A 20,621-nucleotide genomic window follows, 5' to 3' on the forward strand; every position below is an offset into this window, starting at 1 on the left:
GGCGGGTGGCGCGCCGTACGGGGCGACGTGCGAGGATGGGACGTCCGCACACCCGGGCGGGGGCGTCTGCTCGCCGCGGCGGGTGCGCCGGGCGGGTCGGAGCAGACGGCGGTTTGAGGCGAAAGGACCGGAGCGTCACGTGAGTGAGAATCAGAACCTCCTCGCGGAGCAGCGACGCGCCCTGATCGTGGACGAGGTCCGGCGCCGGGGCGGGGTCCGGGTCAACGAGCTGACCCGCAAGCTCGGCGTGTCGGACATGACGGTCCGCCGCGACCTGGACGCGCTGGCCCGGCAGGGTGTGCTGGAGAAGGTGCACGGCGGCGCGGTGCCGGTGGTCGAGGCGAGCACGCACGAGCCGGGGTTCGAGGCCAAGTCGGGTCTGGAGCTGACGGCGAAGGAGGACATCGCGCGGGCCGCCGCCGAACTGGTCGTGCCGGGCAGCGCGATCGCCCTGTCGGGTGGTACGACGACGTATGCGCTGGCGCACCGGTTGCTGGACGTGCCGGATCTGACGGTGGTGACCAACTCGGTGCGGGTGGCCGACGTCTTCCACGCGGCGCAGCGCACCTCCGGCCCGCGGCAGGGGGCGGCCACGGTGGTCCTCACCGGTGGCGTGCGCACCCCGTCCGACTCGCTCGTGGGTCCGGTGGCGGACCAGGCGATCGCGGCGCTCCACTTCGACGTGCTGTTCCTCGGGGTGCACGGGATATCGGTGGAGGCGGGCCTGTCCACGCCGAACCTCGCGGAGGCGGAGACGAACCGGCGCCTGGTGCAGTCGGCACGGCGGGTCGTCGTGGTTGCCGACCACACCAAGTGGGGGACGGTGGGCCTCAGTTCGTTCGCGAAGCTGGAGCAGGTGGACACCTGGGTGACGGACGCCGGGCTGCCGCGCGAAGCACGCGCGGAGATCGCGGAGCAGGTGCGGCTGGTCGTCGCGGGCGAGCCCGGCAGCCATCGGGAGCCCGAGAGGGATCGTGAACGCGAGACGGATCGTGAACCCGACGGGGATCGGGAGGCCGACCAGGACGGCGGACCCGGCCGGGCCGCAGACAACTGACGGCCCGCCAGCTATCGTGACGGCCCGAACACGGGCCGCTGCGAAGGGGGATGCACCCATGGCTCACCGTCTGCACCCGGTGGAGCTCGGCTTCCTGGACACCGCCGCGGTACGGCATGTCTTCGCCCGGGAGGTCAGCACCTCGCCGGAGCGGGTGTACCGGGCGCTGGCCGAGGACGTGGCGAACTGGCCCGCATGGTTCTCGGCGGTGGCGCTGGCCCGGCCCTTCGACGACGGCGCGCGGCGCGAGGTGCGGCTGCGGGGCGGGGTCCGCTTCCTGGAGACGATCCTCGCGGCGAAGGAGCCGGAGGTGTACGCCTACCGGATCGATGTGACCAACGCGCCGGGCGCCCGCGCGCTGGTCGAGGAGTGGCGCCTCGCACCGGCCGGCACGGGCACCCGCGTCCAGTGGACGTTCGCCGCGGACGGCGTGCTCCCGTTCCGGCTCGCGCTGGCCGCGGCCCGCCCCGGACTGGGACGGTCCTTCCGCGACGCGGTGACGGCACTGGACCGGCGGCTGGCCGGCTAGAGAGCCTCCCTGGGGGCCCGTCCTGCGGAGCAGGTCCGCGTCGCCGGGCCGGACCGCCCCCGGGCCCTCCCACCCGGCCGCCGTGCACTCCCCCGGCAGGGCCCCCGGTCTCAGTCCGGCCACACCCCCGTCGCCAGCAGGGAGTCGATCGTGGCGGCGTAAGGGGCGATGTCCAGGCCCTGTTCGGCGAGCCAGGCGTCGGAGTAGTACTTGTCGAGGTAGCGGTCACCCGGGTCGCAGAGCAGGGTGACGACGCTGCCGTTGCGGCCCTGGGCGACCATCTCGGCGACGATCTTCAGGGCGCTCCACAGGCCGGTGCCCGTCGAGCCGCCCGCCTTGCGGCCGATGACCCGCTCCAGGGCGCGGACGGCGGCGACGGAGGCCGCGTCGGGGACCTTCATCATGCGGTCGACGGCGCCCGGCACGAAGCTCGGCTCCATGCGCGGCCGGCCGATGCCCTCGATCCGCGAGCCGCAGTCGCAGGTGACGTCCGGATCGCCGGTGGTCCAGCCCTCGAAGAAGCAGGAGTTCTCCGGGTCGGCGACACAGATCCGGGTGTCGTGCTGCATGTAGTGGACGTAGCGCGCCAGGGTCGCGGACGTGCCGCCCGTGCCGGCGGTGGCGACGATCCACGCCGGCTCCGGGAACCGCTCCAACTCCAGCTGCCGGAAGATGGATTCGGCGATGTTGTTGTTGCCGCGCCAGTCCGTGGCCCGTTCGGCGTAGGTGAACTGGTCCATGTAGTGGCCGCCGGTCTCCGCCGCGAGGCGGGCCGACTCCTCGTACATCGTGCGCGGGTCGTCCACGAAGTGGCAGCGGCCGCCGTGGAATTCGATCAGGCGAATCTTCTCGGCGCTCGTCGTACGCGGCATCACCGCGACGAACGGCACGCCGATGAGCTTGGCGAAGTACGCCTCGGACACGGCGGTGGAACCGCTGGACGCCTCGATCACCGGGCGGTCCGGGCGGATCCAGCCGTTGCACAGGCCGTAGAGGAAGAGGGAGCGGGCGAGGCGGTGCTTCAGGCTGCCGGTGGGGTGCGTCGACTCGTCCTTCAGGTAGAGGTCGATGCCCCAGTGCTCGGGCAGCGGGAAGCGCAGCAGATGGGTGTCGGCCGAGCGGTTGTTGTCGGCCTGGACCTTGCGAACGGCTTCTTTCAGCCAGTCGCGATAGGCGGTGTCGCTGCGGTCGACGTCCAGGGTCGCGCCGGCCGGGGTGTGCTCGATGGTGCTCACGACAGTGCTCCTCACACTTCGCGCCGACGGCGCGTCGCGCGGCCGACACCCCGATGATAAGCACCCCTCGCACCACTTCTCACCTGCATAAACGCCCCTTTGAGCGACTCAAAGCAGCACGGGGGCACGCGTGTGCGAGGCGGCCGGGGCACGGCTGTGCGGGCACGGTGTGACGTGGGGGGCGCATTCGGCCAGTGCGCCGGGACGCGCTGTCGCGCCCTGGTGCTCGGCGCGGCGCGCGGGCAGACTGCCGGACGTGACGAGGCCCACAGTCCCGGGTCGTACGGGACCGGGGCCCCGTGTGCCCGGCGGGGCGCGCCCGGATCACCACACGCGCGAGGGGGGCAGGTCGGCATGGCGGAGCCGGAGTTCACGGCCACGGACGTGCGGATCGGCAGGAGACGGCTTTCGCTCACCGGGGCCCGGTGGGCCCGGATCGGCGACGTCGGGCCGACATCGACCGCCCGTCGGGGCGGGGCGGCCGCCGGTCCCCCGGTGCGCGCGGCCGGGCCCGTGCGCACGGCACGCGTCCCCGTGTCGGCCCTCCCAGCCGTGCGCGGAGGGTGAGCACGTGGCGCAGTCGAACGGTCGCCGCGAGTTGCGGGACCCCACCCCTTGGGTCACGCTGTTCTCACGTCACTTAGGGTTTACCGGCGATAACGCTGCGAACCAGCCCGCCGGCCACGACAGCAGGCGGCAGTGTCACGCAGGCGTCCTGCTGAAGATCCGTACTCCGTGTTCTTCCGGACCTCACGTCGGGGAGTCGCAGCCGTGATCAGTTACCCGAGCAGGCACTGCACGGTGGAGCTCCAGGCCCTGCCGTCGCGGATCGGCCAAGTCCGCAGAATCGTATCTGCGCAGTTGCGCTACTGGCATCTGGACTCACTCATAGACCGGGCGACGCTCGGTGTGACGGAGTTGCTCACCAACGTCCACCAGCACGCCGAGCCCGACAAGACATGCACCGTGGAGATGGAGCTGCTGCTGGACCGGCTCGTCGTCTCCGTCCGCGACCGCGATCCGCGTCTCCCGGTCGTGGACGCCGCCCATTCGGCGGACACGGACGCCACCTGCGGGCGGGGTCTTTCCATGGTCGCCGCCGTCAGCGAGGACTGGGGGGCCCGCCCCGAGGGCGAGGACGGCAAGGTCGTATGGTTCACGCTGCCCGCGCCCGCCCCGGCCCGCAGCCGGCCGGAGCGTACCCCGCAGCCGACGGCCGCGACCGCGCCCCGGTTCGTCGAGGTCGCCGTCGAACCCGTGGGACCCGCGGCTCCCGTGGCGCCGGTCGCGCCCGTGGTCGACGAGCCCGCGCCGACGCACGCGCACGCTCCCGCCCGGTCGGCCGTTGTCGGCTGACCGGGCGGTGAGGGGCGCGGCGCCGCGCGGACCCGGGTTCCGCATGGCGCCTCCGTATCGCTCGACGGCGCCCCCGCGCCACCCGCGGCCACCGCGGCCTCCCCGGCGCCCCTTCCACGCCTCCCACTGAAGCCGCCACGACCTCACGGGCAGCGCTCGCGCGTCGCCCGCTGAAGCCGCCGCCACCTCACGTGCCTGCGCGTTGCCGCTGACGCTGGCACCACCTGACGGACAGCGCTCGCGCGTTGCCGCTGACGCCGCCACCTCACGGGCAGGGCCTGCACGTTCCCGCTGACGGCGCCAACACCTCTCCGGCCGCGCTCGCGCGGCGCCGGGGTGGTGTCGTCACGCCGGTCGCTCGCGCCCGCGGCTCACTCGGTGGCGATCGCGCGCAGGACGTCCAGGCGGGCCGCTCGGCGGGCCGGCCTGAGTCCCGCCAGGGCTCCGGCCGCGAGGCCGACCAGCGCGACCACGGCGAGCCGGGCCGGCGGCAGGGCGAAGGCGAACGCGCTGTCCGACGCGCCGTCGGAGGCCCGGACCAGCACCCAGCCGAGGAAGGCGCCGAGGCCGAGCCCACCGGCCGTGCCGAAGGCGGCGACCAGCACCGACTCCCAGCGCACCATGGCCCGCAGCTGACCGCGGGTCTGGCCGACGGCCCGCAGCAGCCCCAGTTCGCGGGTGCGCTCGTGGATCGCGAGCGTCAGCGTGTTGGCGATGCCGAGCAGGGCGATCAGCACCGCGAGCGCCAGCAGCGCGTAGACCAGGGTCAGCATCATGTCTATGCCACCCGCCGAGGACTGCGCGTACTCGTCGCGGGTCTGGACCTCCGGGTCGCCGTAGTGGGCGGCGACCTGTCGCACGGCGGCCTTGCCGGCGTCCGTGCTCACGCCGTCCCTGAAGGAGACGGCGATGACACGGTCGGAGTCCTGGGTGCGGTGCGGGGCCCAGGCGGCGCGGGTGATGACGTAGTCGCCGGCGAGTTCGGACCGCCCGTAGACCGCGCGGACGGTGAAGGGCTGGGTGCGGCCGTCGGTGAAGGCGAGTTCGGCGGTGTCACCCGGCTTCAGTCCCTGCCGGTCCGCCTCGGCGCGGGTGACGGCGATGCCGTCGCGGCCCAGGTGGCGCAGGTCGCCGCGCACGGTGCCGAGGTCGAAGGTACGGGCGAGGGCGGCCGGGTCGGCCACGGTCAGCGCGCGTCCCTCGCCGTCGACCCGTGCCACTCCCCTGCCGAGCCCGACGGCCGTGTCCACCTCGGGCAGCCGGGCGATCGCGGGTGCCAGCTCCGGGCTCAGCCCACTGCCGCCCGCCCCGAACGACGGGGTGCTCACGGCGACGTCACCGGCGAAGGAGCGGGAGACGGTCTGGTCCATGGTGGCCTTCAGGGAGGCCCCGAAGACGGTGAACAGGGACACCACGGCCACGCCGATCATCAGCGCCCCCGCGGTGGCGGCGGTCCGCTTCGGGCTGCGCAGGGCGTTGCGCCGGGCGAGGGCGCCGGTCACCCCGCGCAGCCGGTCGAGGGGGCTGCCGAGGAGGCGTACGGCGAAGCCGGCGGCGACCGGTCCGAGGACGACGAAGGCGGCCAGGGCCAGTACGGCGCCCACGCCCGCCAGCCATACCGACGGCGCGAGCAGGACGCCGGTGAGCGTCGCGGCGGCCGCGAGGACGATCAGTGCCGTGCCCGCGGCGGCGCGCGTCCGGGAGGCGCCGGAGGTGTCGACGGCCGTCTCCCGCAGGGCGGCCAGCGGCGCGGTGCGCCCCGAACGCAGGGCCGGCAGCAGCGCGGAGCCCAGGCAGACCAGGACGCCGGCCGTCAGCGGCAGCGTCATCGACAGTGCGCCGATCACCAGGCCGCCGTCCGGGAAGGGGAACCCGATGGCCGGGAACAGCGCCTGGAGCCCGGCGGCGATCCCGACACCGCCCGCGAGACCGGCGAGCGAGGCGGTCACGGCGACGGCGCTCGCCTCCGCCAGTGTGCCGGCGGTGACCTGGCGGCGGGACGCCCCGAGCGCCCGCAGCAGGGCGTTCTCGCGGGTGCGCTGGGCGACGACGATCGCGAAGGTGTTGTGGATGGAGAAGGTCGCGACGAGCAGGGCGACACCGGAGAAGACGAGCAGGAAGGTGGTGAACAGGGTCAGGAACTGACTGGAGATCATGTCCGTGTTCTCCTGCGCCGACTCCTGCCCGGTGATGGCCTCCACGCCGTGCGGCAGCACGGGGGCGAGCCGCTCGACGAGCCGGCGCTGGCTCACACCGGACTCGGCGCGCACCTGGATGGTCGCCGCCTCGCCGGGCCGCGCGGTGAGGTACTTCTCCGCGTCGGCCTGCGTCATTCCGGTGAACGTCACCTGCGCCATGCCGTCCGCGCCGCCGAAGGTCGCCAGACCCACGATCCGCACCCGGACGGGGTCAGGGGTGCGCAGCACGGTCGTGTCGCCGAGGCGCAGTCCGCCCTTCTTCGCGGCGCCCCGGTTGAGGACGACCTCGCCGGACTTCCGGGGGACACGGCCCTCGGCGAGCCGGTAGGGGTTGAGCCGCGGGTCGGCGATCCAGTTGCCGGCCAGGGTGGGCGGTCCCTGGCCGCCGACGGGCTTGCCGTCGCTGCCGACGAGCTGGCCGGCGCCCTGGATGTTCGGTGCCGCCGCGGCGACCCCGGGCACGTCCTCGATCGTCTTCACCAGGTCGGTGCGCACGGGCTGCCGTACGCCCTGGCTCTCGCCGGGCGTGGTGATGGCGTCGGCGCTGCGGACCACGGCGTCGGTGCCGGCGGTGGCGCTGCCGAACATGGAGTCGAAGCTCGCGCGCAGCGTGTCGCCCATGATCAGGGTGCCGGCGAGGAAGGCCACACCGAGGAAGACGGCGAGGAAGGTCCCGGCGAAGCGGCGCTTGTGGGTGCGCAACGAGGACACGCTCAGGCGGAGGGCGGCGCTCATGACGGGACCTCGAAGGCTTTCATGCGGTCCAGCACGCGGTCGGCGGTGGGCTCCTGCATCCGGTCGACCAGGCGGCCGTCGGCGAGGAAGACGACCTCGTCGGCGTGGGCGGCGGCGACCGGGTCGTGGGTGACCATCACGACGGTGCGGCCCGTCTCGCGTACCGCCCGGCGCAGCAGGCCGAGCACCTCGCCGCCGGAGCGGGAGTCGAGGTTGCCGGTCGGCTCGTCGGCGAAGACGACGTCGGGCCGGCCGGCGAACGCCCGTGCCACGGCGACGCGTTGCTGCTGGCCGCCGGACAGCTCGGCCGGGCGGTGGTGGAGCCGGTCGCGCAGCCCGACGACGCCGATCAGCGTGTCGATCCACTCCGGGTCGCCGCGGGTGCCGGCGAGGTCCAGCGGCAGGGTGATGTTCTCGGCGACGGTGAGGGTCGGCACCAGGTTGAACGCCTGGAAGACGAACCCGACCCGGTCGCGGCGCAGCCGGGTCAGCCTGCGGTCGTCGAGGCCCGCGAGGTCGGTGTCGCCGATGTGGGCGGAGCCCGAGGTGAGGGTGTCGAGTCCGGCCGCGCAGTGCATCAGGGTGGACTTGCCGGAGCCGGAGGGCCCCATGATCGCGGTGAAGCGTCCGGCCGGGAAGGCCACGCTCACCCCGTCCAGGGCCCTGACGGTGGTGTCGCCGCTGCCGTACACCTTGACGGCGTCGACGACCCGGGCGGCCGTCCGCACGGCGGTGGTGGTGGTCATGCCGCACCGCCCTTGCGGCCGAACTGCTCGTCCAGGACGGACAGCCGGCGCCAGTACTCGTCCTCGTCGATCTCGCCGGCGGCGAAGCGGCGGCCGAGCAGGGTCAGCGGTGAGTTGTCCTCGGCGGCCGGCGGCCGCCAGGGGCCGCGCCGGCCGCCGCGCCAGGCGGCGCGGCGCAGCAGCGCGATGCCGCCGCCGATGACCAGGGCCCAGATCACCGGGAAGAGCAGGATCCACGGGCCGGGCCCGCCGTCGCCGAAGTGCGCCAGGGTCTGCATGGTCGGTCAACTCCTCGGAAGTGCGTGTCCTTGCGGTTCGCTTCCGAGACTCGCCCCGGCAGGGGTCCTGGGTCGTCGTACGGCCAGCGGCACTGCGCGTACCTCTTGGGGAGTACGCGGCGCGGGTCAGCGGGCGGTGATGTCCCCGTGACGGATGACGTAGGAGTACGTCCCGGACCAGCCGATGGACGGGGTGATCAGCAGGCGGACCTTGACCGGGGCCGGTTCGGTGCTCGCGGTGGAGAAGGTCCCCACGGCGTGGCTGCCGGTCAGCGGGTACCAGAACCAGCTGTTCGCCTTGCCCACCTGGACGCGGTCGGACTCCTTCCAGGCGCCGCCCTTGTGCACGAAGACCTGCAGGCGCACGGAGGCGGCGTACGGGTCGGTGCCCGAGCGCAGGGCGGTGAGGGTGACCTTGTAGTCCGAGCCGAGTACGCAGGACGCGATCTCCTGGGTGCGGGACGACTGCGCGGCGTGCCCGGCGGGCGAGGCGGTGGCGGCCGTGGCGGTGGCCAGGACGCCGAGGGTGAGCGCGGCGGCGGACAGGACGGCGGTCCGGCGGCGCGGCGGGCGGGATGCGGTGGGTGCGGTGGGTGCGGTCATGGCGGGCTCCCTTGCCGAGAGAGACACAGCGGCCTCCCTTGCCGAAGGAGACATGCCGGAAGCCCGGTCGGTTGCGGGCCCGTACTCCCTGGATTCTGTAACTACCAGTATGTACAGTGAGCTCATGAGCACGTCGGAGCGACTGATCGAGTCCACCCGCGAGCTGCTGTGGGAGCGCGGCTACGTGGGCACCAGCCCGAAGGCGATCCTGGAGCGCGCGGGCGCCGGCCAGGGCAGCATGTACCACCACTTCAAGGGCAAGCCGGACCTCGCGCTGGCCGCCATCCGGCGCACGGCCGAGGAGATGCGGGCGGCCGCCGGCCGGGTTCTCGACGGCCCGGGCACCCCGTACGAGCGCATCGCCGCGTATCTCACGCGGGAGCGTGACGTGCTGCGCGGCTGCCCCGTGGGCCGGCTGACCATGGACCCGGACGTCGTCGCGAGCCCGGAGCTGCGCGCCCCCGTCGACGAGACGATCGCCTGGCTGCGGGCCCGGCTCGCCGCGCTCGTCGACGAGGGCAAGGAACAGGGCCAGTTCGGGCAGGGCCTCGACAGCGAGGAGATCGCCTCGGCGATCGTCGCGACCGTGCAGGGCGGTTACGTCCTGGCCCGCGCCTCCGGCTCGCCGGCCGCCTTCGACGCCGGGGTGCGGGGGCTGCTCGCCCTGCTCGCGCCCTGATTCCCGTCCGTCCCAGGAAGGACCGCCCATGCATGCCATGCAGTACGCCATGACGCTCCCCGCCGACTACGACATGGACGTCATCCGCACGCGCGTGTCCCGGCTCGGGCACACGCTGGACGCATGGGAGGGGCTCGGCCTCAAGGCCTACCTCATCCGCGAGCGCGGCGTGGACGGCTCGCCGGTGAACCAGTACGCCCCGTTCTACCTGTGGCACTCCATGGGGGGCATGAACCGCTTCCTGTGGGGCGGTCCGTTCCAGGGGCCCGTCGACGACTTCGGCCGGCCGGCCGTGCGCCAGTGGACGGGACTGGCGTACGAGGAAGGCGTGGCCGCCGGCTCCCCTGCGGCGGTCGCCGTGCGCCGCCGGGAGGCCGTACCGGACGGCGTCGCGCTGTCGGAGGTGATGGCGGACGCGGCGGCCGAGGCGGCACGGCTCGCGGGCGAGGACGGGGCCGTGCTCGCGGCGGCCGTGGTCGACTCCAGCCGCTGGGAGGTCGTCCACTTCTCGCTGTGGTCGGGCGGGACGCCGAAGGCCGAGGGCGACGTCTTCCAGGTGCTGCATCTGTCCGCACCGGGTCGCGCGCTGCTGCCGCGGGGCCGGCAGTGGTGAGCACCGTCCGGACGGTCCTCGGGGACGTCGAGCCGGAGCGGCTGGGTGTGTGCGACGCGCACGACCACCTGTTCTTCGCCAGCCCCCGGCTGCCGGGCCAGGAGCTGAACAGTGCGAGCGCCGCCCGGGCGGAGCTGGCGGCGTTCCGGGAGCAGGGCGGCGGCTGTGTGGTGCAGTGGACGCCGTACGGGCTGGGGCGGCGGGCCGCCGATCTGCCGGCGCTGTCCCGGGACACCGGGGTGCACGTGGTCGCCGCGACCGGACTGCACCAGGACGTCCACTACGACGAGCGTCTGCTGAAGGAGGTGCGCGGGCGGCTCGCCGAGGTGTTCGTCGCCGAACTCACCGACGGTATCGGCGCCTCGGGGGTGCGGGCCGGGCTGATCAAGGTGGCGGGCGGCTTCCACGCGCTGGACGGGCACGCCCGCCGGACGATGACCGCGGCGGCCGAGGCGCACCACGCGACCGGCGCGCCGATCGCCGTCCATCTGGAGCTGGGCACGGGCGCGCAGGACGTGCTCGACCTGCTCTGCGCGGAACTGGACGTGCCGCCGCACCGGGTGATCCTCGGTCATCTCAACCGCTTCCCCGACCCGGTGGTGCACCTCCAGGCCGCGCGGTCCGGCTGCTGGCTGGCCTTCGACGGCCCGTCCCGCGCCCACCACGCGACCGACTGGCGCATGCCGGACGCCGTGGCGGCCCTCGTGGAGGCCGGGTTCGGCGACCGGCTGCTGCTCGGCGGCGACACGACGACCGCCGCGGCCCGCTCCGTCGACGGCGGGCCGGGGATGCCGTACCTGCTGCGCCGGGTGCGGCCGCGGCTCGCCGCCGTCCTCGGCGAGGAACCGGTCGCACGGATGCTGACCGAGAACCCCGCACGGGCCTTCGCCGTCGACTGGCGGTGAGCCGCCCTGGCCCGATCATGTCGGAATCCGGCCCGGCCCGGCAGTGCGCTGCGGCCGGCCGACCCCGCACGATGACCTGCGAGGATCCGACGGACGAGAGCGAGACGACGATGGCCCTGGAGATGCGCGACCGGTGCGAACGCTGTGCGACGGCGGTACTGCCGCACGACGCGCCGGCCCGGATCTGCTCCTACGAGTGCACGTTCTGCGTGCCGTGCGCCGAGGACATGCGCGAGGTGTGTCCCAACTGCGGCGGCGAGCTGGTCCCCCGGCCTCGGCGCGCCGTCTGAGGGCCGCTCACCCCGGCTGGTCGGTGTCCTTCATCGCGCCCCAGCCGTGCCAGCGCTCGACCTCGATCCAGGCGCTGAACCGGGACCGCTCCCGGCGCGGGTAGGGGCCGCCCATGTAGTGCGTGGCGAGGCGGTCGATGTCGGTCAGGCCCTTGTCCTCGTACAGCTCCGCGACCCGGCCGATGAGGGTGACGTGGGTGTACCAGTCGTCCGAGGACAGGACGGTCAGGGTGACGCGCGGGTCGCGGCGCAGGTGCTGCAGGCGCACGCGGCCCTCGTCGAGGTTGATCAGGACCCGGCCGTCCTCCCACAGGTACCAGGTGGGGGTGGACACGGGTGTCCCGTCGGAGCGCAGGGTGGCCATCACGCACGGGTTGGGACGGCGCAGCAGTTCGACGGCCTCGGGCGGCAGCGGCGGCTTGGACACGGGACTCCTCCTACGGATGCTCGGCGTTGCGGACGCGGTCGTACCGCTGCCCGGCGTTCAGGACGGTGCCGTACGGATGTTGGGCGTTCAGGACGTGGGCGCTTCGGGGAAGCTGGCGAAGTACGCGGCCACCATGTCGTCGTCGGCGTGGCCCTGCGCGGCAGCCCTGGCCAGCCGCTCGGCGCTCGCGGCGGCCACGTCGAGGCGGACGCCGTGCCGCTCGCCGGCGGACACGATCAGGCGGGCGTCCTTCTCCGCGGTCGCCACCGCGAACTGGGGCGGCGTCAGCTTGTCCTCCAGGATCAGGGCCGACTTGGTGTGCAGATAGCCCATGTCGAGGGGGCCGCCGGCGATGATGTCGAAGAAACCGGCCGGGTCGACGCCGAGCGCCTGGGCGAGGGCCAGCGACTCCCCCGCCGCCGTGGAGGCCGCGATCACCCAGCTGTTGGCGACCAGCTTGAGCCGGGTGGCGGCGGCCTCCGAGCCGTCCTCGCCGGTCCAGACCGTGCGGGCGCCGACGGCGTCGAAGACGGGCGTCACCTTCTCCCTGCCCTCGGTGGGGCCGGCCGCCAGTACGGTCAGCTGCCCGGCCTCGGCGGGCTGCCGGGTGCCGAGCACGGGGGCGTCGTAGAAGACCAGGCCGTGCTCGCGGGCGAAGGCCGCCAGCTCGGGTACGGCGTCGAGGCCGGCGGTGGTGGACTGGACCCACGCCGCGCCCCGGCGCAGGGCGGGAGCGGCCTCGCGCATCGCGTCCCGGGCGGCGGCGCCGTCGTAGAGCATGGTCAGGACCACGTCGGCGTCGCGCACCGCTTCTGCCGGGTCGTCGGCGACCCGCACTCCGTCGGCGGTGAGGGGTTCGGCCTTGGCGCGGGTGCGGTTCCAGGCGTGGACGGTGTGACCGGCGCGGGCGAGGTTGCGGGCCATCGCGGCGCCCATGATGCCGGTGCCGAGGACGCTGACGGTGAGCTGGTCGGTCATGACGCGGGGGTTTCCTCTTCGTGGCGGGCGGTGCGGACCTCAGGCTCCAGCCTTCCCGAAGACGGCTCCGGCAAGCGCGCCGCGCCCCGGCCCGCTCCCCCGCGTTCGGGTGACCGCCGCTCGGGCCACACGGAGACTCAGATGCCGGTGCCCGCCGGGAGCCGAATAGTTGACCGATCGTTCTGGAATGGACTAGCGTCACCGCCATGGCCAGGACCAAGGAATTCGATCCGGACGCCGCTCTGCGGTCCGCCCTCGACCTCTTCTGGCGCAAGGGGTACGAGGCGACGTCGATGGCCGACCTGGTCGAGCACCTCGGGATCGGGCGCGCGAGCATCTACGCCACCTTCGGCAACAAGCACGACCTGTACCTCAAGGCCCTGGACAGTTACGGCGAGGCGCACAACCCGCGGCTCGCCCTTGAGCTGTCCCAGCCGGGGCCGGCGCTGCCCGCCGTACGGGCGGTGGTGCGCCGGTTCGCCGCCGAGGCCGCGGACGACGCCCACCGCGAGCGCGGCTGTCTCGTCACCAACACGGCGGCCGAACTGGCCCCGCACGACGACGATGCCGCCCGCCGGGTGGAGCGCGACTGGGGCCACCTCGAGACCCTGCTGCACTCGGCGCTGCTGCGCGCCCGGGGGCAGGGCGAGCTGCCCGAGGGGCGCGACCCGCGCGCGCTGGCCCGCATGCTGCTGGTGCTGATGCAGGGCTTCCGCGTGGTCGGCAAGGCGTCCACGGATCCGGCCCGGGTGCTCGACGCTGCGGAACAGGCGCTCACCCTGCTGGACTGACGCCCGCCCCCCGTGCACACGTCCGCCGGGGCGGCGCATTGCGCTGCCCACATATTTGACCGAACGGTCCAGAAATTGGGGCCGTCACTCCGTGTGTCCTCTTCGAAGGGAACTCCCATGCCCAGCAACCGTTTCTCCGGACGTACCGCCCTGGTCACCGGCGCCGGTACGGGGATCGGCCGGGCCGTCGCGCTCGCCCTGGCCGCCGAGGGCGCCCGGGTCGTCGTGGCCGGCCGCTCCAGGGCGCCGCTGGACGAGACCGTGGCGCTGGTCGAGGGGGCCGGCGGCACCGCCGTCGCCGAGGTCGCCGACGTCGGCCGGGCCGCCGACGTGGGGGCGCTGGTGCAGGCGGCCGTCGACCGGTTCGGCACGCTCGACGTCGCCGTGAACAACGCGGGCGTCTTCCGTGGCGCGCCGCTCGCCGACCTCCCCGAGGACGACTGGCACACCCTGCTCGACATCAACGTCACCGGTGTCTTCCTCGCCCTGCAGGCGGAGATCCGGCAGATGCGCGCCCAGCCGCGCGGCGGTGTGATCGTCAACGTCGCCTCCAACCTGGGCCGGCACAAGCAGGTGCCGCACGCCGTCGCCTACGCCGCGAGCAAGGCCGCCGTCGCCTCCCTGACCCGCGGCGCCGCGCTGGAGTACATCGCGGTCGGGGTGCGGATCAACGCCGTCAGCCCCGGCGCCTGCGACACGACGATGTCACTGCGGCCCGGGGAGACGGAGGCGGAGCGCGCCCTGCGGATGAAGGACCAGTCGCCGCTCGGCCGGGTGTCCTCCACGGAGGAGGTCGCCGAGGCCGTGCTGTACCTGGCCTCCGACGCGGCCGCGGCGCTGGTCGGCACGGACCTGGTGGTCGACGGGGGCGCCGCGCTGTAGCGGGCCTCCCGACGGGGCTGTCAGCGGCCCGTCAGCGCCCCGAGCGGGTCGTCCAGCACCGGCTGCCAGGCCAACTCGGCCGCGCCGACGAGGCTGTTGTGGTCCAGGGAGCAGGCGAGGATGGGTACGCCGCCGCTGCGGCCCCACAGGCTGCGGTCGGCGACGACCGCGCGCAGCCGCTCGGGGTCGGCGTCCAGCAGCGTGCGGTGCAGCCCGCCGAGGATGATCCGGTCGGGGTTGAGGATGTTCACCAGGCCGGCCAGGCCCAGGCCGAGCCGGTCGACGAGCGCCTCGACGGCACGCCGGACGTCCGGGTCGTCGTACTCGTTCCGGATCAGGTCGTTGGCCTGCTGGAGCAGGGACACCTCGGGGCCGGGGTCGCGGCCCGCGGCGGTGAGCAGGGCGAGCGGGTCCGCCTCGACGTCGAGGCAGCCGCGGCTGCCGCAGTGGCAGGGGCGGCCGCCCTCGGGGTTGACGGTGAGGTGGCCGACCTCGAGGGCGAGGCCCGAACTGCCCGTGTGGAGCCGCCCGTCGAGCACCAGCGCGCCGCCCACGCCGCGGTGCCCGGTCGCCACGCACAGCAGGTCGCGCGAGCCCCGGCCCGCGCCGTGCCGGTGCTCGGCGAGCGCGGCGAGGTTGACGTCGTTGGCGGCGAAGGCCGGCCCGCTGATTCCGGCGTCGCGCACACACGCGGCGAAGATCTCCCGCACCGGCGCGCCCACGGGCCAGGCCAGGTGCAGCGGGTTGAGCGCGAGGCCCTCCGGTTCGGCGACCGCGGAGGGCACGGCGAGCCCGGCGCCGACGCAGCGCCGGCCCGTCTCGTGCAGCAGCCGGGCGCCCGCCTCGACCACGGACCCGAGCACCTTCGCCGGATCGGCGTCGACGGTCTCGCAGCCGGGCGCGGTCGCGACGATCCGTCCGCCGAGTCCGACCAGGGCGGCACGGAAGCCGTCCGCGTGGACCTGCGCGGCCAGCGCGACGGGGCCGTCCTCGGCGAGGTTCAGCCGGTGCGAGGGGCGGCCCTGGGCGCCGGCCGGGGCGCTGGGCCGGGCGTCGACGCGGATCAGGCCGAGCGCCTCCAGCTCGGCGGCCACCGCGCCGGCGGTCGCCCGGGTGACGCCGAGTTCGGCTGTGAGCACGGCCCGGGTCGGCGCCCGCCCGGTGTGCACGAGCTCCAACGCGGGCCCGAGCGCACCGCGCCCCCGGTCCAGCCGCGTCCTCGAGGTGGTCCCTTCCCCCGCCTGCCGGGGGTCCGCCTTGCCGCTCATGAGGGATGAGTCTGTCATGATCCGCTGCTCAGGTGGCGTCCGCCCGCAGACCGCTGACGCGCAGCGTGATGTTCAGCCGCCCGGCCAGGCCGAGCCACGGCGGTGCGCTGCCCGGCAGCACGCGCGGCACCCCGTGGTAGGCGAACCGGGACGGCCCGCCGAAGACGAACAGGTCACCGCTGCGCAGTTCGACGTCCGTGTAGGGCCGGGTGCGGGTCTCGGTGTTGCCGAAGCGGAAGACGCACGTGTCACCGAGGCTGAACGACACCACCGGCGCGTCGGCCTTCTCGTCGGCGTCGCGGTGCATGCCCATGCGGGCGTCGGCGTCGTAGAAGTTGATCAGCGCGATGTCGTACGGCGCCGACGGCTCCGCCCGCGGGCCCAGCGCCGCGGTGACGGCCTGGCGGGCCAGTTCGCCGAGCCAGGGCGGGAAAGGCTTGACGGGGGCGCCGTCGCCGTCGGCGACCGTGCGGGCGTAGGCGTACGGGTACCAGTGCCAGCCGAGGCAGACCTGGCGGGCGGTCATGGTGCCGCCGCCGGGGGTGTGCACGGTGCGCAGGCCCGCCGGGGGCCGGGCCCAGGCGCGGCACGCGTCGAGCAGTGTGCGCTGCTGCTTCGTGTCCAGCCAGTCCGGTATGTGCACCGCGCCGGGTGCCACCTCGGTCCGTTCGCGCGGGAACAGCTCGGCGTCCATGGCACCATCCTGCCCCACCCGGCCTGAGCTGCGGCTCCGCTAGCCTGGACGCACCATGAACGACCGTATGACGACGCCCTGGGGCGAGCTCGCGCTGACCCGTTTCCCCGAGGACCCGCGCGACAGGCTGCGCGCCTGGGACGCCTCCGACGCGTATCTGCTGCGGCACCTGGCCGAGGAACGGGTCGACCTGTCCGGCACGGTCGTGGTCGTCGGTGACCGCTGGGGTGCGCTGGTCACGGCGCTCTCGGCGCACGCCCCGACGCAGATCACCGACTCGTATCTGGCGCAGGAGGCGACCCGGGCGAACCTCGCGCGCAACGGGGTGGGTCCGGGGGTGGTGCCCCTGCTGACCACGCAGGACGCCCCGCCTGAGCGGATCGACGTGCTGCTGGTGCGGGTACCGAAGAGCCTCGCGCTGCTGGAGGACCAGCTGCTGCGGCTGGCTCCCTCGCTGCACGCGGGATCGGTCGTGGTCGGCACGGGCATGGTCAAGGAGATCCACACCTCGACGCTCGCCCTGTTCGAGAGGATCCTCGGCCCGACGCGTACCTCTCTGGCGCAGCAGAAGGCGCGGCTGATCTTCTGCACGCCGGATCCGGCGCTGGAGCGGCCCGTCAATCCGTGGCCGTACACCTACCGGCTGGAGGACGGGATCGGGTCGGTCTCCGGGCGGCCCGTCGTGAACCACGCCGGGGTGTTCTGCGCGGACCGGCTGGACATCGGCACGCGGTTCTTCCTCCGGCACCTGCCGGCGACCCACGGTCCGCGCCGCATCGTCGACCTGGGCTGCGGCAACGGTGTCGTCGGCACGGCGGTGGGGCTGGCGAATCCCGAGGCCGAGGTGCTGTTCGTGGACGAGTCGTTCCAGGCCGTGGCCTCGGCGGAGGCGACGTACAAGGCCAACGGGGTGCCGGGGCACGGGGAGTTCCGGGTGGGGGACGGTCTTGCCGGGGTGGCGTCCGGGAGTGTCGACCTGGTGCTGAACAACCCGCCGTTCCACTCCCACCAGGCCACGACGGACGCGACGGCGCTCCGGATGTTCTCGGGTGCGCGGCGGGTGCTGCGGCCGGGGGGTGAGCTGTGGGTGATCGGCAACCGGCATCTGGGGTATCACGTCAGGTTGCGGCGGGTGTTCGGCGACTGTGCGGTGGTGGCCAGCGATCCGAAGTTCGTGGTGTTGCGGGCGGTGCGGCGGTAAGGGGGTGCCGGGTGCCTGCGGCGCCTGGACGTGATTCGGCTGCGGGTTCGTTGTGGCTGGTCGCGGGGCCTGCGGCGCCTGGACGTGATTCGGCTGCGGGTTTCGTTGTCGCTGGTCGCGGGTGCCTGCGGCGCCTGGTCGTGTTTTCGGCTGCGGGTTCGTTGTGGCTGGTTGCGGGTGCCTGCGGCGCCGGGTGCGTTGTCGGCTGCGGGTGCGTGGGGGCTGGTCGCGCCGTTCCCCGCGCCCCTTTTTTGCCTGCGGCGGCCCGTTGCGGTCTCGTCGTGGCGTGCCTAGCGCCTGCGGCCGGTGGTCAAGGCGGGGCCGCGGTGGGGGGTGTCCGTCCTCGGTCCGGCCGGCCGTTTCCGACGGGGTGCCGTGTCACGGTGCCGGACGCTGCGGGCGGACACCCCCCACCCCGTCCCCTTCCCGCCGTGCGCGGCTGTGCCTTCGTCGGGGCGCGTGCCTAGCCGAGGACGGAGATGATGCGTGTCACCTCCTGGGTCATCGCTTCGCGGCCCACGCTGAGGTACTTGCGGGAGTCGACCGCTTCGGGGTGGGCGGCCAGGAAGTCACGGATCGCTGCGGTCATCGCCTGGTTGAGGGCGGTGCCCACGTTGACCTTGGTGATGCCGCCGGTGACCGCCGTGCGCAGTTCGTCGTCGGGGACTCCGGAGGAGCCGTGCAGGACGAGCGGGAGTTCCAGGGTCTGGGCGAGGCGTTTGAGGAGGTCGTGGTCGAGGACGGCGGTGCGGGTGGTCATGGCGTGCACGCTGCCGATGGCGACGGCGAGCGCGTCGACGCCGGAGTCGGCGACGAAGCCGTGTGCCTCGGTGGGATCGGTGCGGGCGCCGGGGGCGTGCGCGTCCAGCGGGCGGCGGCCGTTCTTGCCGCCGACCTGGCCCAGCTCGGCCTCGATCCAGAGGCCCTGGGCGTGCGCCCAGTCGGCGGCGGCGCGGGTGGCGGCGAGGTTCTCGGCGTACGGCAGCGCGGAGGCGTCGTACATCACCGAGCTGAAACCCGCCGCCGGCGCCTGCCGCAGCAGGGCGTCGCTCTGCACATGGTCCAGGTGCAGGGCGATGGGCACGCTGGCGGCTTCCGCGGCGGCGACCGCGGCGCGGGCGAGCGGCAGGAGGCGGCCGTAGCGGAACTTCACGGCGTTCTCGCTGACCTGGAGGACGACGGGTGCGCCGGCCTGTTCGGCGCCGGCGATGACGGCCTCGACGTGCTCCAGCGTGATGATGTTGAAGGCGGCGACGGCTGAGCGGTCGGCAGCGGCGCGGGTGACGAGTTCGCCGGTGGTCGCGAGGGGCACGGCCTGTCCTTTCCGGGGTGTCGGGCGGTTCAGGGGGCGAGGATCACCGAGCGGGTGAGGTGGCGCGGCCGGTCGGGGTCGAGGCCGCGGGCGGCGGCTACGGCGACCGCGAGGCGCTGGGCGCGGACCAGTTCGGCGAGCGGGTCGAGGCCGCCGTCCACCCAGAGGCCGCCGGTGGCCCGGACCTGGTCGGCGAGTCCCTCGGGGGCGTCGCCGAACATCCAGGTGGCGGTGCCGTCGGTGGTGATGCTGATCGGGCCGTGCCGGTACTCCATCGCCGGATAGGCCTCGGTCCAGGACAGGGACGCCTCGCGCATCTTCAGGCCGGCCTCGTTGGCCAGGCCGACCGTCCAGCCGCGGCCGAGGAACGTGAACTGGCGGCAGGCGACGAGCTGTTCGGGAAGGTCGGCGGCGAGCGCGGTGCGGGCGTCGGCGACCGCGGCATCGGGGTGCAGGCCGAGGTGGGCGCGCAGCAGGGTGAGCGCGGTGGTGGCGAAGCGGGTCTGCACGACGGAACGTTCGTCGGCGTAGGCGAGCACCACGACGTCGTCGGCGGCCGCCATGACCGGGGTGTCGGGGTCCGCGGTGATGGCGGTGGTGCGGGTGCGGCCCTTCAGCCGGGTGAGGAGTTCCAGCACCTCGGTGGTGGTGCCGGAGCGGGTGAGCGCGACGACCCGGTCGTAGGAGCGGCCGTGGGGGAATTCGGAGGCGGCGAAGGCGTCGGTCTCGCCCTGGCCCGCGGTCTCGCGCAGGCCGGCGACCGCCTGGGCCATGAAGTAGGAGGTGCCGCAGCCGACGACCGCGATCCGTTCTCCCGGTGCGGGCAGTGCCGCGGCGTGCGCGTCGGCCTCCGCCGCGGCGCGGGTCCAGCACTCCGGCTGGCTGTTCAGCTCGTCCTCGACATGCGTCATACGGCCGCCCCTCCCAGGGTGTGTTTGTTCATGCAAGATATAGCGAGTTTTCGAGCAACTTCAAGCATTTGACCCCATGGGGGGTGCGCTAGGGTCACCGGGGAGCCGAGACAAGGGACGACGGAGGTGCGGATGTCGCGCGACGCCCGCTGGAAGGCGCTGCTGGAGCTGCTCGTCGAGCGCGGCCGGCTGGACGTCGAGGAGGCCGCCGCCGAGCTGGAGGTGTCGGCCGCGACGATCCGCCGTGACTTCGACCAGCTGGCCGAGCAGCAGATGCTGGTGCGCACCCGGGGCGGCGCGGTCGTGCACGGGGTGTCGTACGAACTGCCGCTGCGCTACAAGACGGCCCGGCGGGCCTCGGAGAAGCAGCGCATCGCCCGGGCGGTGGCCGAGCTGATCGCGCCCGGCGAGGCCGTCGGGCTGACCGGCGGCACGACCACCACCGAGGTGGCCCGCGCGCTCGCCGTGCGCAGCGACCTCGCCTCCGGCTCCCCCGCGCTCACCGTCGTCACCAACGCCCTCAACATCGCCAACGAGCTGGCCGTGCGGCCGCAGTTCAAGATCGTGGTGACGGGCGGGGTGGCCCGGGCGCAGTCGTACGAGCTGATCGGACCGCTCGCGGACGGGGTGCTCGGCCAGATCACCCTCGATGTCGCGGTGCTGGGCGTCGTCTCCTTCGACGTGGTGCACGGGGCCGCCGCGCACGACGAGGCGGAGGCGGCGATCAACCGGCTGCTGTGCGAGCGTGCCGAGCGCGTGATCGTCGCCGCCGACTCCAGCAAGCTGGGCCGCCGTGCCTTCGCCCGCATCTGCGCCGCGGAGACGGTGAACACCCTGGTGACGGACTCGGCGGCGGACCCGCAGGAGGTGCGGCGGCTGGAGGAGGCCGGGATCGACGTGGTGACGGTCTGAGGGGCGGGGACTTCGGCCGGG

Annotated in this window: 22 protein-coding genes; 11 read left to right on the top strand and 11 right to left on the bottom strand. The window is 74.0% G+C overall.

All coding sequences use genetic code 11. The features are described from left to right. Positions 1 to 139 precede the first annotated feature (139 nt). Both ACZ64A_RS16600 and ACZ64A_RS16605 read left to right on the top strand, forming a co-directional pair. A complete protein-coding gene (locus ACZ64A_RS16600; RefSeq protein ID WP_469811007.1) occupies positions 140 to 1,057 on the top strand; it encodes a DeoR/GlpR family DNA-binding transcription regulator in 918 nt (305 codons plus the stop codon). A 58-nt stretch (positions 1,058 to 1,115) separates the two neighbouring features. After that, positions 1,116 to 1,586 carry an SRPBCC family protein gene (locus tag ACZ64A_RS16605; RefSeq protein ID WP_469811008.1) on the top strand — a complete coding sequence of 157 codons (471 nt, stop codon included), beginning with the start codon at positions 1,116 to 1,118 and terminating at the stop codon, positions 1,584 to 1,586. Positions 1,587 to 1,696: 110 nt separating this feature from the next. Here the strand turns inward: ACZ64A_RS16605 and cds1 are convergent, their stop codons facing one another. Then, a complete protein-coding gene (gene cds1, locus ACZ64A_RS16610) occupies positions 1,697 to 2,821 on the bottom strand; it encodes an L-cysteine desulfhydrase Cds1 (RefSeq protein WP_469811010.1) in 1,125 nt (374 codons plus the stop codon). A 771-nt stretch (positions 2,822 to 3,592) separates the two neighbouring features. On the opposite strand from cds1, the gene ACZ64A_RS16615 reads away from it, so the two are divergent. Continuing rightward, positions 3,593 to 4,177: an ATP-binding protein gene (locus tag ACZ64A_RS16615; protein WP_469811011.1), complete on the top strand. Its 585-nt coding sequence runs from the start codon at positions 3,593 to 3,595 to the stop codon at positions 4,175 to 4,177. Positions 4,178 to 4,548: 371 nt separating this feature from the next. Here the strand turns inward: ACZ64A_RS16615 and ACZ64A_RS16620 are convergent, their stop codons facing one another. The 4 genes from ACZ64A_RS16620 to ACZ64A_RS16635 form a co-directional block, all read right to left on the bottom strand. Further along, positions 4,549 to 7,110 carry an ABC transporter permease gene (locus tag ACZ64A_RS16620; RefSeq protein ID WP_469811012.1) on the bottom strand — a complete coding sequence of 854 codons (2,562 nt, stop codon included), beginning with the start codon at positions 7,108 to 7,110 and terminating at the stop codon, positions 4,549 to 4,551. Then, a complete protein-coding gene (locus ACZ64A_RS16625) occupies positions 7,107 to 7,856 on the bottom strand; it encodes an ABC transporter ATP-binding protein (protein ID WP_469811013.1) in 750 nt (249 codons plus the stop codon). The genes ACZ64A_RS16620 and ACZ64A_RS16625 overlap by 4 nt, the downstream gene beginning before the upstream one ends. Next, complete coding sequence (locus ACZ64A_RS16630) at positions 7,853 to 8,134, bottom strand: SHOCT domain-containing protein (RefSeq protein ID WP_469811014.1); 282 nt, start codon at positions 8,132 to 8,134, stop codon at positions 7,853 to 7,855. The genes ACZ64A_RS16625 and ACZ64A_RS16630 overlap by 4 nt, the downstream gene beginning before the upstream one ends. A 126-nt stretch (positions 8,135 to 8,260) precedes the next feature. Then, positions 8,261 to 8,737 (bottom strand): hypothetical protein, encoded by a 477-nt coding sequence (locus tag ACZ64A_RS16635; protein ID WP_469811015.1) that lies wholly within the window; start codon positions 8,735 to 8,737, stop codon positions 8,261 to 8,263. A 124-nt stretch (positions 8,738 to 8,861) separates the two neighbouring features. Here ACZ64A_RS16635 and ACZ64A_RS16640 point away from each other — a divergent pair, with 124 nt between their 5' ends. The 4 genes from ACZ64A_RS16640 to ACZ64A_RS16655 all read left to right on the top strand — a co-directional run bounded on the left by ACZ64A_RS16640 (position 8,862) and on the right by ACZ64A_RS16655 (position 11,224). Next, positions 8,862 to 9,416, top strand: coding sequence for a TetR/AcrR family transcriptional regulator (locus ACZ64A_RS16640; protein WP_469811016.1), 555 nt, complete (start codon positions 8,862 to 8,864; stop codon positions 9,414 to 9,416). Between the two features lie 28 nt (positions 9,417 to 9,444). Then, positions 9,445 to 10,029: a DUF4865 family protein gene (locus tag ACZ64A_RS16645; protein ID WP_469811017.1), complete on the top strand. Its 585-nt coding sequence runs from the start codon at positions 9,445 to 9,447 to the stop codon at positions 10,027 to 10,029. Beyond that, positions 10,026 to 10,934, top strand: coding sequence for a phosphotriesterase family protein (locus tag ACZ64A_RS16650; protein ID WP_469811018.1), 909 nt, complete (start codon positions 10,026 to 10,028; stop codon positions 10,932 to 10,934). The genes ACZ64A_RS16645 and ACZ64A_RS16650 overlap by 4 nt, the downstream gene beginning before the upstream one ends. Before the next feature lie 110 nt (positions 10,935 to 11,044). Then, on the top strand, positions 11,045 to 11,224 hold the full coding sequence (locus ACZ64A_RS16655; protein WP_469811375.1) for a DUF1272 domain-containing protein: 180 nt from the start codon (positions 11,045 to 11,047) through the stop codon (positions 11,222 to 11,224). A gap of 7 nt (positions 11,225 to 11,231) precedes the next feature. On the opposite strand, the gene ACZ64A_RS16660 is transcribed toward ACZ64A_RS16655, so the two are convergent. Both ACZ64A_RS16660 and ACZ64A_RS16665 read right to left on the bottom strand, forming a co-directional pair. After that, complete coding sequence (locus ACZ64A_RS16660) at positions 11,232 to 11,651, bottom strand: PPOX class F420-dependent oxidoreductase (RefSeq protein WP_469811019.1); 420 nt, start codon at positions 11,649 to 11,651, stop codon at positions 11,232 to 11,234. An 87-nt stretch (positions 11,652 to 11,738) separates the two neighbouring features. Then, a complete protein-coding gene (locus tag ACZ64A_RS16665) occupies positions 11,739 to 12,629 on the bottom strand; it encodes an NAD(P)-dependent oxidoreductase (RefSeq protein ID WP_469811020.1) in 891 nt (296 codons plus the stop codon). Positions 12,630 to 12,835: 206 nt separating this feature from the next. On the opposite strand from ACZ64A_RS16665, the gene ACZ64A_RS16670 reads away from it, so the two are divergent. Together ACZ64A_RS16670 and ACZ64A_RS16675 are read left to right on the top strand one after the other, a co-directional pair. After that, positions 12,836 to 13,420 (top strand): TetR/AcrR family transcriptional regulator, encoded by a 585-nt coding sequence (locus ACZ64A_RS16670; RefSeq protein ID WP_469811021.1) that lies wholly within the window; start codon positions 12,836 to 12,838, stop codon positions 13,418 to 13,420. 117 nt (positions 13,421 to 13,537) lie between these two features. Next, the gene (locus tag ACZ64A_RS16675) at positions 13,538 to 14,302 is read left to right on the top strand and encodes an SDR family NAD(P)-dependent oxidoreductase (RefSeq protein WP_469811022.1); all 765 of its coding nucleotides are present in this window, start codon (positions 13,538 to 13,540) and stop codon (positions 14,300 to 14,302) included. A gap of 20 nt (positions 14,303 to 14,322) precedes the next feature. On the opposite strand, the gene ACZ64A_RS16680 is transcribed toward ACZ64A_RS16675, so the two are convergent. After that, positions 14,323 to 15,570 (bottom strand): ROK family protein, encoded by a 1,248-nt coding sequence (locus tag ACZ64A_RS16680; RefSeq protein WP_469811376.1) that lies wholly within the window; start codon positions 15,568 to 15,570, stop codon positions 14,323 to 14,325. Positions 15,571 to 15,598: 28 nt separating this feature from the next. Further along, positions 15,599 to 16,264 (bottom strand): alpha-ketoglutarate-dependent dioxygenase AlkB family protein, encoded by a 666-nt coding sequence (locus ACZ64A_RS16685; protein WP_469811023.1) that lies wholly within the window; start codon positions 16,262 to 16,264, stop codon positions 15,599 to 15,601. Positions 16,265 to 16,331: 67 nt separating this feature from the next. Between ACZ64A_RS16685 and ACZ64A_RS16690 the strand changes: the two genes are divergently transcribed. Then, positions 16,332 to 17,465: a methyltransferase gene (locus tag ACZ64A_RS16690; RefSeq protein ID WP_469811377.1), complete on the top strand. Its 1,134-nt coding sequence runs from the start codon at positions 16,332 to 16,334 to the stop codon at positions 17,463 to 17,465. Positions 17,466 to 17,928: 463 nt separating this feature from the next. On the opposite strand, the gene ACZ64A_RS16695 is transcribed toward ACZ64A_RS16690, so the two are convergent. Continuing rightward, positions 17,929 to 18,777 (bottom strand): class II fructose-bisphosphate aldolase, encoded by an 849-nt coding sequence (locus ACZ64A_RS16695; protein WP_469811024.1) that lies wholly within the window; start codon positions 18,775 to 18,777, stop codon positions 17,929 to 17,931. Between the two features lie 29 nt (positions 18,778 to 18,806). After that, the gene (locus ACZ64A_RS16700; protein WP_469811025.1) at positions 18,807 to 19,688 is read right to left on the bottom strand and encodes an SIS domain-containing protein; all 882 of its coding nucleotides are present in this window, start codon (positions 19,686 to 19,688) and stop codon (positions 18,807 to 18,809) included. A 132-nt stretch (positions 19,689 to 19,820) separates the two neighbouring features. Here ACZ64A_RS16700 and ACZ64A_RS16705 point away from each other — a divergent pair, with 132 nt between their 5' ends. After that, complete coding sequence (locus ACZ64A_RS16705) at positions 19,821 to 20,600, top strand: DeoR/GlpR family DNA-binding transcription regulator (RefSeq protein WP_361633171.1); 780 nt, start codon at positions 19,821 to 19,823, stop codon at positions 20,598 to 20,600. The last annotated feature ends 21 nt before the right edge of the window (positions 20,601 to 20,621 follow it).

This window comes from Streptomyces sp. NPDC104814 (assembly GCF_055583185.1).

What these genes read in the sequence shown, in the direction of transcription:
- ACZ64A_RS16605 (WP_469811008.1), top strand. Translation starts at nt 1,116, where the DNA reads ATGGCTCACCGTCTGCACCCGGTGGAGCTCGGCTTCCTGGACACCGCC.
- ACZ64A_RS16680 (WP_469811376.1), bottom strand. Translation starts at nt 15,570, where the DNA reads ATGAGCGGCAAGGCGGACCCCCGGCAGGCGGGGGAAGGGACCACCTCG.
- ACZ64A_RS16635 (WP_469811015.1), bottom strand. Translation starts at nt 8,737, where the DNA reads ATGACCGCACCCACCGCACCCACCGCATCCCGCCCGCCGCGCCGCCGG.
- ACZ64A_RS16620 (WP_469811012.1), bottom strand. Translation starts at nt 7,110, where the DNA reads ATGAGCGCCGCCCTCCGCCTGAGCGTGTCCTCGTTGCGCACCCACAAG.
- ACZ64A_RS16705 (WP_361633171.1), top strand. Translation starts at nt 19,821, where the DNA reads ATGTCGCGCGACGCCCGCTGGAAGGCGCTGCTGGAGCTGCTCGTCGAG.
- ACZ64A_RS16700 (WP_469811025.1), bottom strand. Translation starts at nt 19,688, where the DNA reads ATGACGCATGTCGAGGACGAGCTGAACAGCCAGCCGGAGTGCTGGACC.
- ACZ64A_RS16655 (WP_469811375.1), top strand. Translation starts at nt 11,045, where the DNA reads ATGGCCCTGGAGATGCGCGACCGGTGCGAACGCTGTGCGACGGCGGTA.
- ACZ64A_RS16645 (WP_469811017.1), top strand. Translation starts at nt 9,445, where the DNA reads ATGCATGCCATGCAGTACGCCATGACGCTCCCCGCCGACTACGACATG.
- ACZ64A_RS16690 (WP_469811377.1), top strand. Translation starts at nt 16,332, where the DNA reads ATGACGACGCCCTGGGGCGAGCTCGCGCTGACCCGTTTCCCCGAGGAC.
- ACZ64A_RS16640 (WP_469811016.1), top strand. Translation starts at nt 8,862, where the DNA reads ATGAGCACGTCGGAGCGACTGATCGAGTCCACCCGCGAGCTGCTGTGG.
- ACZ64A_RS16625 (WP_469811013.1), bottom strand. Translation starts at nt 7,856, where the DNA reads ATGACCACCACCACCGCCGTGCGGACGGCCGCCCGGGTCGTCGACGCC.
- ACZ64A_RS16670 (WP_469811021.1), top strand. Translation starts at nt 12,836, where the DNA reads ATGGCCAGGACCAAGGAATTCGATCCGGACGCCGCTCTGCGGTCCGCC.
- ACZ64A_RS16665 (WP_469811020.1), bottom strand. Translation starts at nt 12,629, where the DNA reads ATGACCGACCAGCTCACCGTCAGCGTCCTCGGCACCGGCATCATGGGC.
- ACZ64A_RS16675 (WP_469811022.1), top strand. Translation starts at nt 13,538, where the DNA reads ATGCCCAGCAACCGTTTCTCCGGACGTACCGCCCTGGTCACCGGCGCC.
- ACZ64A_RS16630 (WP_469811014.1), bottom strand. Translation starts at nt 8,134, where the DNA reads ATGCAGACCCTGGCGCACTTCGGCGACGGCGGGCCCGGCCCGTGGATC.
- ACZ64A_RS16685 (WP_469811023.1), bottom strand. Translation starts at nt 16,264, where the DNA reads ATGGACGCCGAGCTGTTCCCGCGCGAACGGACCGAGGTGGCACCCGGC.